The sequence below is a fragment of the Pseudomonas sp. dw_358 genome, from assembly GCF_018449655.1.
GTDB lineage: Bacteria > Pseudomonadota > Gammaproteobacteria > Pseudomonadales > Pseudomonadaceae > Aquipseudomonas.
This window is the reverse complement of the sequence record NZ_JAAVUX010000008.1, coordinates 1-11940: the sequence shown is the minus strand read 5'-3', so window position 1 is coordinate 11940 and position 11940 is coordinate 1. Positions and strand designations below refer to the sequence as shown.

General features: G+C 56.3%; 15 protein-coding genes. 4 read left to right on the top strand and 11 right to left on the bottom strand.

The genetic code is table 11. The annotated features are described in order from the left end of the window. Window positions 1–204 precede the first annotated feature (204 nt). Entirely contained in the window at window positions 205–729 is a 525-nt protein-coding gene (locus HB675_RS13590) for a DUF2867 domain-containing protein (protein WP_213878847.1), read from the top strand. Between the two features lie 155 nt (window positions 730–884). Next, on the top strand, window positions 885–1007 hold the full coding sequence (locus tag HB675_RS25835; RefSeq protein WP_256737536.1) for a hypothetical protein: 123 nt from the start codon (window positions 885–887) through the stop codon (window positions 1005–1007). Here the strand turns inward: HB675_RS25835 and HB675_RS13585 are convergent. The 5 genes from HB675_RS13585 to speB all read right to left on the bottom strand — a co-directional run bounded on the left by HB675_RS13585 (window position 991) and on the right by speB (window position 5133). Further along, window positions 991–1599: a cysteine hydrolase gene (locus HB675_RS13585; protein ID WP_213878846.1), complete on the bottom strand. Its 609-nt coding sequence runs from the start codon at window positions 1597–1599 to the stop codon at window positions 991–993. The genes HB675_RS25835 and HB675_RS13585 overlap by 17 nt on opposite strands. A 123-nt stretch (window positions 1600–1722) precedes the next feature. Continuing rightward, window positions 1723–2385, bottom strand: coding sequence for a glutathione S-transferase family protein (locus HB675_RS13580; protein ID WP_213878845.1), 663 nt, complete (start codon window positions 2383–2385; stop codon window positions 1723–1725). 61 nt (window positions 2386–2446) lie between these two features. After that, a complete protein-coding gene (locus HB675_RS13575; protein ID WP_213878844.1) occupies window positions 2447–3400 on the bottom strand; it encodes a glyoxylate/hydroxypyruvate reductase A in 954 nt (317 codons plus the stop codon). Window positions 3401–3425: 25 nt separating this feature from the next. Further along, window positions 3426–4124, bottom strand: coding sequence for a DUF2848 domain-containing protein (locus HB675_RS13570; RefSeq protein ID WP_213878843.1), 699 nt, complete (start codon window positions 4122–4124; stop codon window positions 3426–3428). Between the two features lie 55 nt (window positions 4125–4179). Further along, window positions 4180–5133, bottom strand: coding sequence for an agmatinase (gene speB / locus HB675_RS13565; protein WP_213878842.1), 954 nt, complete (start codon window positions 5131–5133; stop codon window positions 4180–4182). A gap of 231 nt (window positions 5134–5364) precedes the next feature. On the opposite strand from speB, the gene HB675_RS13560 reads away from it, so the two are divergent. Next, the gene (locus tag HB675_RS13560) at window positions 5365–6264 is read left to right on the top strand and encodes a LysR family transcriptional regulator (RefSeq protein ID WP_213878841.1); all 900 of its coding nucleotides are present in this window, start codon (window positions 5365–5367) and stop codon (window positions 6262–6264) included. 37 nt (window positions 6265–6301) lie between these two features. On the opposite strand, the gene HB675_RS13555 is transcribed toward HB675_RS13560, so the two are convergent. From HB675_RS13555 to HB675_RS13530, 6 genes are all read right to left on the bottom strand, one after another. After that, window positions 6302–7096, bottom strand: coding sequence for a hypothetical protein (locus tag HB675_RS13555; RefSeq protein WP_213878840.1), 795 nt, complete (start codon window positions 7094–7096; stop codon window positions 6302–6304). 21 nt (window positions 7097–7117) lie between these two features. Continuing rightward, the gene (gene ehuD, locus HB675_RS13550) at window positions 7118–7882 is read right to left on the bottom strand and encodes an ectoine/hydroxyectoine ABC transporter permease subunit EhuD (protein ID WP_213878839.1); all 765 of its coding nucleotides are present in this window, start codon (window positions 7880–7882) and stop codon (window positions 7118–7120) included. Next, complete coding sequence (ehuC, locus tag HB675_RS13545) at window positions 7879–8547, bottom strand: ectoine/hydroxyectoine ABC transporter permease subunit EhuC (RefSeq protein WP_213878838.1); 669 nt, start codon at window positions 8545–8547, stop codon at window positions 7879–7881. Before ehuC ends, ehuD begins: the two co-directional genes overlap by 4 nt. Before the next feature lie 21 nt (window positions 8548–8568). Continuing rightward, window positions 8569–9399 carry an ectoine/hydroxyectoine ABC transporter substrate-binding protein EhuB gene (ehuB, locus tag HB675_RS13540; protein ID WP_213878837.1) on the bottom strand — a complete coding sequence of 277 codons (831 nt, stop codon included), beginning with the start codon at window positions 9397–9399 and terminating at the stop codon, window positions 8569–8571. 17 nt (window positions 9400–9416) lie between these two features. After that, window positions 9417–10241, bottom strand: coding sequence for an ectoine/hydroxyectoine ABC transporter ATP-binding protein EhuA (gene ehuA / locus HB675_RS13535; RefSeq protein ID WP_275957927.1), 825 nt, complete (start codon window positions 10239–10241; stop codon window positions 9417–9419). Between the two features lie 62 nt (window positions 10242–10303). Next, window positions 10304–11146: a phytanoyl-CoA dioxygenase family protein gene (locus HB675_RS13530; RefSeq protein ID WP_213878835.1), complete on the bottom strand. Its 843-nt coding sequence runs from the start codon at window positions 11144–11146 to the stop codon at window positions 10304–10306. Between the two features lie 359 nt (window positions 11147–11505). Here HB675_RS13530 and HB675_RS13525 point away from each other — a divergent pair. Further along, window positions 11506–11940, top strand: a 435-nt coding sequence (locus tag HB675_RS13525; protein WP_213878834.1) for an aminotransferase class III-fold pyridoxal phosphate-dependent enzyme, incomplete at its 3' end; no start/stop codon positions are given.

The window sequence follows — 11940 nt, the reverse complement described above, 5'->3', positions numbered from 1 at the left end:
CGTCTGCACTGATGTCCTGTCCGAGGACGACCTGGCGGCCCACGCTCAAGGGCCACTGGATCATGGAATGCTGCCTTATGTGTAATATCCGCCAAGCGGTTGACCGCTGAGTAATCATGGTTGAAGCCGGATTACCTCCGGGCCGCGCAGCCAACGCAGCGGGCGTCGCTCGCTTACATCCATAGCCAGTTTTGCGAGGATTGCATGGCCATCGCTCTTGGCTCGCTACTGTTGCCACGCCGTGTCGGCGCACCCGTCGACAGTCTGATCGCCGATTGGTATCCGATGGCTTTCTTGCTGGATACCTATGCGGTACCGCTGGAGTTCAAACATGCCGATCTACGCGAGTTGGCGCGCAGGATGCTGGAGCGACCGCCCTGGTGGTTCCGGCTGCTGCTGGGCCTGCGCGACGTGATCATGGGCGCCTTTGGCGTCAAGACCACCGCGCAGGTGCGCGCTGCCCATGACAATGAGCACAGGCTGGATTTCTTTCCGTTGCTCGACTCGGCGACGGACGAGTTGATCCTTGGCGAGGATGATCGGCATCTGAATTTTCGCTTGTCGCTGAAACTGCAACGCAACGCCTCCGGGCCGGATGTACTCATGGCCACGACGGCGGTACGTTGCCATAACGGTTTGGGCCGGGCCTATATAGGTCTGATCCGTCCGTTTCACATATTGGTGGTCCGCTCGCATCTGGCACGCGCCGCGCGTTGGTCGAAGGCCTGAGTGCGCGTTTGACTCGACAGCGTCATGGGGTGTGTCGAGCCATGCGTGCTCGCAGAAAGCTTTCGAAACCCTGCAGCTTGACGTTTGGGTAACGATCGTTCTGCAAAGAGCTCGGCGCGGTCTGACCCGTGAGCATGTACAACGGGTAAGCCAGCATGCGCCTCGAGGATGAGCAATGGGCGCACAAAGTCCTGGTAGCCGTCGCCTGGGTGCAACAGCAACCGCGCCGGCACAAGGTGCCTGCGCCGGTCTATTCGGGAATCACCCTTGACGGCTGAGGGTTTCCAGAAACTGTGTGTGCTGCAGCACCTGGGAAAACATCGGCAGCGTGAATTGCTCGGCGGCCTGCTGCTGTTCGCTGGTGAAGGTTGCCGTGCAGTCAGACAGGGTGACCACGTTGTAGCCTTTCTCGTAGCCTGAACGCACCGTGCCTTCGACGCAGCAATTGGTCAGAAAACCGGCCACCACCAGGTTCTGGATGCCGTTGTTGCGCAGCACCAGGTCCAGCCCCGTCGTCGCAAAACCATCCAGCCCACGCTTGCCCTCCACCAGGATATCGCCGGCCTCGCGGCCCACAGCCTCGGTGATCTCGGCCCCCCAACTGCCGGTGCGAAAAGCACTGCCATCAGCCACACCCTTCAATATTCCATAGTCGCGCGTGGTCAGCTCCGGGTAACCCTCGGCGAACTGGATCGGCAAATGGATGATCTTCACGCCCAGCTTGCGCGCCTGCTGCACCGTGGTTGCAGTGTTGGCCAGTATGTCGCCAATACCCATGACGTCTTTGACCGCATCATGAAACACCCCGCCGGGTGTGGTGAAGTCGTTCTGGAACTCGATCAAGACAAGGGCGGTGCTGTGTGGGTTCATCGTGGACCTCCGATCAGTGGGTAGGTATCTACACAACTTTGAGTGTTACGCCGGACCTGTGGGGGCGGCGCTGCGACGATTCGACTTGCTCGCGAAGGCGCCCCATCATGCTACTAGGTTTCTTTAGCAATCGATGGCTACTCCAACTGAGTTATTCCATCCCCTGAGGCCCTCTTTTTCATTGACTTCAATAAACGAAGATAAAGCACGAAGCTTTGTCACGTAGGCCAGAACATGCGGCCAATCAGTCGCTGGCCGGGGCATGTCCCGCGACCAACGCATCAGCATGATAGCCAGGAAATCGACTGTACTGAGCTTTTCTCCCACCAGATAGCCATTGGCGTTTGCCAGATTGTTATCTAGCCGGACCCACACTTCCTCTATCCGCTTGCGGGCCAAAGACCTCACGTGATCAGCATCGATACCTGCACCGTCTACATCGGCGTAAAACCAGTCACGCATGGCAGGCAATAGCGTATTGGCCAAGTAGATCATGAGCTCCATCCACTGTGCTCGATCAGCTGAACCCGGCGACGGAGCCAGATCGGCTTCGGGATGTCGCTCGGCCAGAAGCATCAACAGTGCTGTTGACTCGCCTCGCGGAGCTCCATCGATGATTAGAGTAGGGACCCGCCCCATTGGGTTCAGGTGCCGATACTCACCGCGGTGCTGAGCACCGGAATCAAGATCGACCCGCACTGCATCGATCGATTCGTTGATATGGACGAGCATCCAGTGAACCGCGAAGCTCGCCGCGCCGGGAGAGTAATACAAAATGTACTTCATCTGGTCCTTCCCCTTTTGACAACTATGATCGCTGCTGAACGGCTCGCCAGGGCGTCAATCCTCAATACCCTTTCGCCCGATCGACCTCGTTGAGTAATTTATTACCGGCCATCGCCCTCAAGACATTAGCGGCAACATTGATCACTGCAGTTTTCGGGGTCGAGATACCGGCAACGTGGGGCGTCAGGAGTATCTGATGGTTGTTCCATAGCAGGCTGTCTTGTGGAAGAGGTTCGACGGATGCGACATCCAACGTCGCCGCGCCCACCCGATTGCGCTTGAGCGCCTCTAGCAAGTCCGCCTCCACAAGATGATCACCCCGGCCCATGTTGACGATGCAGGGTATCTGCTTGCACATTTCGAAGAATGAAGCATTGAGCAGCCCGGCGGTGTCAGGCGTCAGCGGCAGTACGTTGATGATGATGTTGGAGACCGCCGCCAGCTGCGACAAACCTTCAGTGCCGGAGAGGCACTGAATATCCGCAGAGCTCTTTGCCGACGAACTCCAGCCGTAGACGTTAAATCCTTCATCCGCCAACGACTGGGCAATCGCCATCCCCAGAGCACCAAGACCCAATACGCCCACGGTGGTTTCCTGGGCGGTCACCGGAGGCGTGAATTGCCATATCCCAAGGCGGGAAAGATTTTCGTATTCATGGAATCGGCGATGAAACCTGAAGGTGGCGGCCTTGGCATATTCGATCATCGTCGCGGTCAGCGAATCATCCACCAAACGGGCAATGGGCACCCCTTCAGGAAGCCGTTCGGGACTCAATTGATTGATTCCAGCCCCCAGCGAGAGAATTGCCTTGAGATGGGTGAACTCACTCATGCCACGGGCGGGTAGCTTCCAGACCAACGCGACATCCACACTTTCAGGCGCTTCACATTCCGGGCCCACGGTGAACCGCAGATTGGGAAGTTGCACCGTCAGCGCCTCACGCCATTCTTCGGCAGAGTCGATGTCGCTATTGAAATAGATATGAATCGGACGGGCATGGCTGGCTGCATTCATTTTGGCGTACCTGGCTCTTACTCTGTCAGCCCCGGATGGGCAAGGGATCAATCGTGTAACGATGGCCAATGCGCCGATTGAGCACGGGATCGTTTATCTCGAATTCGAAGGCGGTGGCAAAACGGATTCCACCGATAGCGCTGAAGGTTCCACCATATAAAGCCGTGCCATCTTCGAATGTTTCGTCGACATCGAACAGGCCGTCGATGAGGTCTCTAGGATGGAGCATCTCGACGACTTTGCCTTCCTGATACAACGTGCGAACGCCCGCTTCCTCGATCCAGGCGCGAAGTTCGATCTCATCCCAATGCGCCTCCACATCACTCAAAGCCCACAGTTGCCGGGCCATGGGCTTTTCGCACATCTGCTTGGCTATCGTAGAGCCTGACGACTCAAACAGGTTGTCCGTATGGTCCGACCCCACACCCACGAAAATCTCTCCGGCGTGCTTGACCAATACAAACTCTACCTCTCCCGAGGACTGAGTGCCGGGAGATTCAATGGCTTGCTGGTGAGTCAGCCGGGGGGCTGTCACACGAAAATACAGTGGCGTTGTCGCCGGCGCCTGGACGCCCATCACGCGCATTTCATCGATATGGTGCTGCAGCAGCAGTTTGTCTCGACCCGTCCATCCGGCAATAATGAGCCTTTTGAAAGTGATCGTCGTCGGTGTCGGTTGTGTCTCTTTGCGAACAACTTCAAAGCTTAGCGTTTTGCTGGTCATGTTGAATCCTCGGGAGCTCAGGCGAGCGGGCATCGGGTGAGCCAAGGGCGGGGGATCAGTCCCGATAGGCGACACCAGGCAGGATGCAGAGCATTTCGAAGGCTAGATTGGCGCCCACCAAGGCGGTATTACCTTGAGGATCGTAGGGGGGGGAAACCTCCACCAGATCCGCGCCGACGACATTCAAGCCGCGCATGCCACGGATAATTTCCAGGCCTTGATGCACCGTCAGCCCGCCGATTTCAGGCGTACCGGTGCCCGGTGCGTAAGAGGGATCTAGGCCGTCGATATCGAAAGTCAGATAAACCGGGTAATCGCCTATCAGCTCGCGAACTTGCGCCATCAGCGGCACCAGGGAGGTATTCCAGCACGCCTCGGCTTGAACCACCCGAAACCCTTGATCACGGCACCAATCAAAGTCTTCTGCGGCATAGCCGGTACCCCGTAGACCGATTTGGACGACTCGGTTGCAGTCCAGCAACCCCTCTTCTACCGCCCGGCGGATGGGTGTGCCGTGAGCGATTTTCTCGCCGAACATCGTGTCGTTGACGTCTGCGTGTGCATCGACATGCACCAGGCCCACTTTTCCGTATTTCCGTTTCATCGCTCGCAGTATCGGCAACACTATTGTGTGATCGCCGCCCAGGCTGACAGGCCTGCAACCGTCTTTCACGATGTCGTCGTAAGCCCGCTCGATTCGGTTGATCGAATCCAACAGGTTATAGGGGTTGGTGGCGACATCGCCGATATCCGCCACCTGCAACGAGTCGAACGGCGCCGCGCGAGTCGCCATGTTGTAGGGCCGAAGCAATACGCTTTCGCTACGGATCTGCCGTGGGCCGAATCGGGTGCCAGAACGATTCCCGGTACCGATATCCAGTGGCACGCCTACGAAACAGGCATCCAGATGGGCTGCGGAGGTGGCCGCGGGTAAACGCATCATGGTGGCAATGCCCCCAAAACGAGGCATTTCGTTGCCACTCATAGGCTGAAAAAATGCGTCTTTCATATGTTTCCATATCCTCTTGATAACGGGCACAGTGAAGGCCGATAACGTCATTGCTCATTGATTTTTAAAAACCCGATAGCCTTTCAAAACGCCGCCTTCAACGTATAATCAGACGATGCCGAGACGCTTGCTACTGGCCTGTGGAAAACAAGATATCGCTAGAGATTGCTTGAAAAAACCTTCATTAGTTAAAGCTTACATATGCAAAAACATATGTTTATGGAGAAGTGAATGCTCGGCAATTTCTCGGATCTGGACCTGCGTCTGGTGAGGACTTTCCTGGCCGTGGTGGATGCACAGGGCCTGACCGCCGCTCAGTCGAAGTTGAACGTCAGCCAGTCCGCCATCAGCCTTCAGTTGTCAACGCTGGAGACTCGACTGGGTTTTCGATTGTGCGAAAGAGGTCGTGGCGGATTTCGACTGACGGGCAAGGGGGATCGCTTCGTCGATTCGGCCAGGCGCATGCTTGAGGCCGTCGATGCCTTCAGCATCGAGGCGCGCAATATGGACAAGCAGTTGGTAGGCACGTTGAAACTGTGCATGATCGGCAACACGATGTTTGCGCAGAACGTGAAGATCAGTGAAGCCATCGATTTATTCATGAGACGCGATCAGGCCGTCAACTTCGACATCCAGGTCAAACCCCCGGGAGAAATCGAAGAGTCCATCATGAGTGGGCGTCTGGACGCAGCCATTGGCTACTTTTGGCATCGGGCCCCTGGGCTCGACTACACCTCGCTGTTCACTGAGCGGCAATATGCCTACTGTGGCAAGCGCCATGAACTCTATTCAGCTGACGCCCAGTCCCCCGACAAGAGTGCCATTTCACAGCTTCGCTGGGTTACCCGGCACTACCCCGTGCCAGAAGCCACCTATGGGCGAAACGAGAACCAGCAAGGCGCCATCGCGGACAACATGGAGGCGGCCGCGCTGCTGATCATGTCGGGACATTACGTGGGCTACCTGCCAGAGCATTTCGCGGAGCCCTATGTAAGAAACGGATTTCTTCGCCCGGCCGCGCCTGACCTGCTCAAGCACGATGTCACCTTTCATCTGGTCCATAAGCGCATCTCGACGCTGAGCGAGATTGCCAAGGCCTTTTTGACGGACCTTAAAACAGTCTATTCATGACGGTGCGGCGACTGAATTCAGGCGGTCGGCAAACCCATCATAGGCCATTCGGATGTGGCTGTTCGCAGAGACGTCCGTGATCCTGGATGGCTCTGCCTGGGTTTATCAACCCTGAACACCTCCAGGCCAAGGCCTGGTTATCGCTGATTATCAGCGTTCCCATTTGCCGTTCCAACCGGCTCAGGAATGAAAAGCTTCGTAGCGAAGCTGCGCCGATCAGGATGGCATCGACTCGCGGACGCCGGCTCAACACCTCGATAATCTTTCGTTCCAGGTAAACTTCTGACACACGATTGGCTTCGGTATCGCCGTCGAGATTGAACGAGACAGCAAACTTCACCGCGATACCGTGCTCCTCGATATGTGCCCTCACACGTTCCACGACGGGAGGTTTATAGGGCATGATCAAAGCAATGGAACGGGTACCCAGGCTTTTTAACCCAGTGATTGCCGCATCGACGGGCGTTACAATCCGCACGCCTGGACGAACTGACCATATCGCTTCGTGAACTTTACCGATACCGATCGCCACAGACGCAGCGCTGCAGCCAAGGCAAACAACATCAAGCGCAGACCCAGGCGCCAAAAGACGGATTGCATCCGCGAGATAGGCCTGAACCCGTTCAAGATGGGCCACCGTCACGCGGTCAGACATAGGAAGCCGCGTGGGGAGCAACGAGAGCCCCGGAGCACTGCCGATAAATCCTATAAACTCCTGACATCCCACACGATCCATCGACATGCTCAGCAGTCCGACAGTGCTGTGCACCTGGGTCGGCGAATCGAGGGTATCCGGTACGACCAGTTCGGTCGCACATGGCTGACGAGTCAAATCGCTAACTCCTGAAACCGATTATTTCCTGTCAGATCGAGCTTTTTCAAAAGCCCCAAAGGGGAGAAGCCTTGAGTACCCACTTACCTGATACTCGGCAAGCCGACGTGCCTGCTTTTTTTTCTGGCCTGCGTGTCGGGTCGCGAGGTAAAGCTCAACGCGTCGGCCTGACCAGGCGGCGATCCAACTGAGCGCGAAGTAAATGACTGCACAACTGGTAATGGGCTCAAGGTATCGATAGGAATCGTTCCCCAGGTTCTTGCCCACCGCCATCATCTCTGACACGGAAATCGTGGCGAGCAACGACGAATCCTTTAGCATCAAGATCATGTAATTGACCATGGCTGGGATCATGGCGGGAATCGCCTGTGGAAGGATGAGCCTGAGCCATGTGTCAACGACGGAGTAGTTAAGCGCTTTCGCCGCTTCCCACTGGCCTTTGGGGACCGTCTGAATACCCGCTCGATAAACATCGGCCATATAGGCCCCGGCTTGCAGACCCAGACTGATGATCCCGGCAGCCAGGGCAGGCAACAGAATGTCGACGTCGGGCAACAGGTAGTACAGAAAGTAGATTTGAACCAGCAGTGGCGTTCTTCTCAGGAATTCGCTTACCCAATAAGTGGGTAACCGGATGAGCCGATACGGCGATCGTTGTCCCAGAAAAAAAATGAAACCCAGCACTACCGCCAACGCGGATCCGCTCATGGTCGCCAGTAGCGTCAATTTCAAGCCTTGCAGCAGTGACGGTAAAATCTCCAAGGTGTAAGCCCAGTCCCAATTCATGAAACACCTCCTGGGCTGTCCGTCGCCCAGCGACCGGTTTTGAATTCGATGCGTTTGAATACCCATGCGATCATAGAAGCCAACACGAAATATCCGAGCAAAATGATAAACAATGCGGCAGCCGTGTTGCCTGTTTGCTGCCTCATGGTCAGTGCGGTCTGGGTCAATTCCGCGACCGTGATCAAAGACGCCAGCGGCGTCAGTTTCAACAGATCGATCAACAGGTTGGTGGCCGGAGGAATGATCGCAATCATGGCCTGCGGGATGATGATCCGGACCAGCATTTGGTAGCGCGTGTAGTTCAAGGCGGTACAGGCCTCGTACTGCCCAAGGGCGACATTTTTGATGGCTCCTCGTACGAGTTCCGATCCGTAACTGCCAATAGAGGCACCCATGACCCCAGTCGCCGCGACCATAGGGCTGATGGATGGACCGAACATGGGGAGTACGAAAAAGACCCAGAAAAGCTGCGCATAGCAGGGTGTTCCTCTGAATACCTCCACGAAACAGCTAGGCACTGCCCGGATCCACCAGCGAGGTGAGCACCGGGCGATGCCGGTCGTGAGGGCAATGATGCACGCAAGCACGGAAGCCATCACCGTCAGTTGCACCGTTGTCCACAAGCCCTCCAGCAGATAGGGGGCATAGAGCTTTAGCTGTTCCATACAGGCCTCGGGAATACGGGATCAGTGGGTGGTGGCACACAGCGACTCGCGGGAGGCAGACGAGTTAAGAGCGGGATTGAAACCGTATTTCCTGGCAATTGTTTCGAACTCACCGCTGGCCTTGACCTTGAGAAACGCCACATCGTAAGCGTCGCGCAACGCCGCATTGCCGGAATTGAAAGCCACCGCCGAGCACTTGGTTTCCTCACCTGCTGCGGCAACCACCTCCACGGTCGTCTCTTTGGCGGAGGTGATTGAAGCGTTGAGCGTCGAGTCCGGCCAGGCCAGCACATCGATGCGTTTGGCCTTGAGCATTTCCAGACCATTGAAGACGTCGCTGACAGTCACCAGATCATCGCGAGAAACACCTACTTCCAGGGCCCGCTTCTCTTCAGCGCAACCACCGCAGACGCCAATCTTGAGTTTCTCCTTCTTCAAGTCTTGATAGCTGTTGACTGCGTGAGGATTGCCTTTTAACACCGCAAATGCTTCGGAGGTGCAGAGGTCGGGCTCGGCGAATGCCAATGCCTTGCAGCGTTGAGGATTGATCAGCAACCCGGTCGAAATCAGGTCAAGGCGCTTGGCTTGCAGCGCCGGAACGATCGCCCCCCAGTCCGAGACCACAGGAATGACCTTGTTGACGCCCATCTCCTTGAACACAGCCGTCGTGATGTCAGCGGATGCCCCCGTGAGCTGGCCATCGGGTGAGAGCAATGCGTATGGCGCTTCTTGGGCCATGCCCATCTTTACTCCATTTTTTTGGTAGTCCGAAACATCAGCCCACCCATCGAGAGACAGCAGAACGCCAGACAGCATCACGACGAGCGCAACGGCCGCTTTTATATTGAACATATTAAAATCCTTTGGATTCAGGTATGGGCAGTTGCGTTGGGAGCTTTAAGGGTTCGTCCTGAAGCCAGGATTTTCTTCAGGAACGATCGAGTCCGCTCTTCTTGTGGAGCGGTAAATAATTGATCTGGCGGCGCCTGTTCAACAATGCGTCCGGCGTCCATGAAAACAACACGGTCGGCAAACTCACTGGCAAACTCCATTTCATGAGTCACCAATAACATGGTGGTGTCCGTGCTCTTTCCCACCTCGCGCAGTACGGTGAGTACTTCTTCCACCAACTCCGGATCCAGCGCAGACGTGGGCTCGTCGAACAGCAGTATTTGCGGTTGCATGGCCAATGCCCGCGCGATGGCAACGCGTTGCTGCTGGCCGCCAGAGAGTTGCGCCGGACGATGGTTGACCTTGCTTTCCAAGCCCACCATACGCAGCAATTCATGGGCGCGCAGGGCGGCGGCCTCCTTGTTGACGGCCAAAACAACATGCGGCGGTTCTGCCACATTCTCCAAGGCTGTTTTATGAGGGAAAAGATTGAAGTGCTGAAACACCATACCCACGTTCCGACGCATTTTACGCAGATGCGCTTCCGGCGCCGGCACGAGGTGACCCTGTTTCTCGACATGCCAGAGTGGCTCACCCTCCATGAATATCGCCCCGCCTTGAATCGTCTCCAGGGTCATGAGCGTTCGCAGTACGGTTGTTTTGCCCGACCCGCTAGGGCCGATCAAGGCGATGCGCTCGCCCTTGTTGATGGTCATCGAGAAATCTTTAAGGACTTGAAGGTGTCCATACGACTTGATGACGTTCTTGTACTCAATCATCGGGAGCGGATCTGAGGCGCACATGGGACAGCTCTCGTCTAAATGGCGAAAATCAAACAGTGCATCACGTCATGCCTGACGTAGCGTCAATAGGGCCGGTCAGGAAACGTAGGGCGTTCGCCAGGATCCAACGGCCCCATCAAGGGGTTTTCCGGGTAGGTCGTCAGATAATGACGGCGCATCAGAACATTGGCATCGGTCAATCCGGTTTCAGGGACCGGCTCAAGGCCAAAATTTTCCGAGGCCTGCCCCGCCACCAACTGCCCCGAACTCATGCCCGCGCTTTGGATAGCTGCGCCTGGGGCAAAGTCATAGAGGATCGCTACACGCCGCCCGTCGCTGTAATTGGGCGCGGAACCGTGCACGACATTGCTGTGGAAGATCACCATTTCCCCTGCCTTCAGGAGGCAATCGACTGCCAGGGTCTCGTCAACCCCGGTCGTTCTGGCCACCTTGCGTTTTTGCTGGCCGGCGGTGGCGTGGAGGGTGAACGGATAGACCCGGTCGTGCGTGCCGGGAATGACGCGCAGCCCGCCGTTCTCGGCTGTGGAATCGGACAACGAGATATATACGATCACGAACGAAGGCGTCATCTCGATGCGGGCTGAATCCTGGTGCCAGCCATAATCGATACTTGAGCCAGGTTTTTTGATGCGGAACACTGCATTGGTCATATACACATCGTTTCCGATCAAGTCCTGAACAGCGCCGACGATGGTCGGCAGGCATCCCAGTTCGTAGACCCAATCGAAAAGCAGATTCGCTTTGATATCGAATGCCCATGCCACGTCGGCGGGGCGTTGTGATTCGAAGTCGGCAATGCGTTGGTTGAGAACCGCGAGCTTATCGGCATCCAACACCCGTATTTGCCCCACAAAGCCCTCTCTGTTGAATGCCTCGACTTGCTGGGGTGTAAGAACATGATTCATGACGACTCCGCTGCCTACGTAATGATGACGGCCTGCCCACTGGGTCTGCCTACAGGAGGACACCGGCGAGCAACCCCACTATAAGTAAGTCTCCGCAGAGATGGCATTTCTATGGCCTCATGCTTACATGAGACGTTTTGAATGTAAGCCGGCATGACCTCACCGTTTTGCCCTGTCAGCGCTGTAATCCAGGACCTGCAAGGCTTTGCCGGCATATCGAGCGTGCCGACGACGACTCCTGATCGACCAAATTCTACTTTTGATACCAAAAAAGTGGATAACACTGCTGCTTTAAATAGGTAGCAGGGAAGGGTGACGGGCAATAGCATCCGGCCCTCTCTTACCCAAGGAACCTGGTCATGCCAACGCCTCACTCCAACCCCGTTCTTGCAGCCCGCGAAGCATACGTTTCCAACGGCATCGCCACTGCCCATCCATTAATAGTGGCCCGGGCAGCCGGTGCCTATGTATGGGATGACGCCGGCAACGAATACCTGGATTTTGTTGGCGGCATCGGCGTGCTGAACGTGGGGCACAACCATCCGGATGTAACCAACGCGATTCGCCAGCAGCTGGATTATTTTTCGCATATCTGCTTTCAGGTGGCGACGTATGAGCCTTACGTTGCACTGGCCCAACGGCTGAGCAAACTGGTAGGCGGCGATAAGCACTACAAGTCGGTGTTACTGACCACGGGTGCGGAAGCGGTAGAAAACGCGATCAAAGTCGCTCGGGGATATACGGGCAGGTCCGGCGTCATTGCATTTCGCGGCGGGTTTCATGGCCGCACCCTG

What these genes read in the sequence shown, in the direction of transcription:
- HB675_RS13580 (WP_213878845.1), bottom strand. Translation starts at nt 2,385, where the DNA reads ATGAAGTACATTTTGTATTACTCTCCCGGCGCGGCGAGCTTCGCGGTT.
- HB675_RS13560 (WP_213878841.1), top strand. Translation starts at nt 5,365, where the DNA reads ATGCTCGGCAATTTCTCGGATCTGGACCTGCGTCTGGTGAGGACTTTC.
- HB675_RS13575 (WP_213878844.1), bottom strand. Translation starts at nt 3,400, where the DNA reads ATGAATGCAGCCAGCCATGCCCGTCCGATTCATATCTATTTCAATAGC.
- ehuB (WP_213878837.1), bottom strand. Translation starts at nt 9,399, where the DNA reads ATGTTCAATATAAAAGCGGCCGTTGCGCTCGTCGTGATGCTGTCTGGC.
- HB675_RS13570 (WP_213878843.1), bottom strand. Translation starts at nt 4,124, where the DNA reads ATGACCAGCAAAACGCTAAGCTTTGAAGTTGTTCGCAAAGAGACACAA.
- HB675_RS13590 (WP_213878847.1), top strand. Translation starts at nt 205, where the DNA reads ATGGCCATCGCTCTTGGCTCGCTACTGTTGCCACGCCGTGTCGGCGCA.
- ehuC (WP_213878838.1), bottom strand. Translation starts at nt 8,547, where the DNA reads ATGGAACAGCTAAAGCTCTATGCCCCCTATCTGCTGGAGGGCTTGTGG.
- ehuD (WP_213878839.1), bottom strand. Translation starts at nt 7,882, where the DNA reads ATGAATTGGGACTGGGCTTACACCTTGGAGATTTTACCGTCACTGCTG.
- HB675_RS13530 (WP_213878835.1), bottom strand. Translation starts at nt 11,146, where the DNA reads ATGAATCATGTTCTTACACCCCAGCAAGTCGAGGCATTCAACAGAGAG.
- ehuA (WP_275957927.1), bottom strand. Translation starts at nt 10,241, where the DNA reads ATGTGCGCCTCAGATCCGCTCCCGATGATTGAGTACAAGAACGTCATC.
- speB (WP_213878842.1), bottom strand. Translation starts at nt 5,133, where the DNA reads ATGAAAGACGCATTTTTTCAGCCTATGAGTGGCAACGAAATGCCTCGT.
- HB675_RS13585 (WP_213878846.1), bottom strand. Translation starts at nt 1,599, where the DNA reads ATGAACCCACACAGCACCGCCCTTGTCTTGATCGAGTTCCAGAACGAC.
- HB675_RS25835 (WP_256737536.1), top strand. Translation starts at nt 885, where the DNA reads ATGCGCCTCGAGGATGAGCAATGGGCGCACAAAGTCCTGGTAGCCGTC.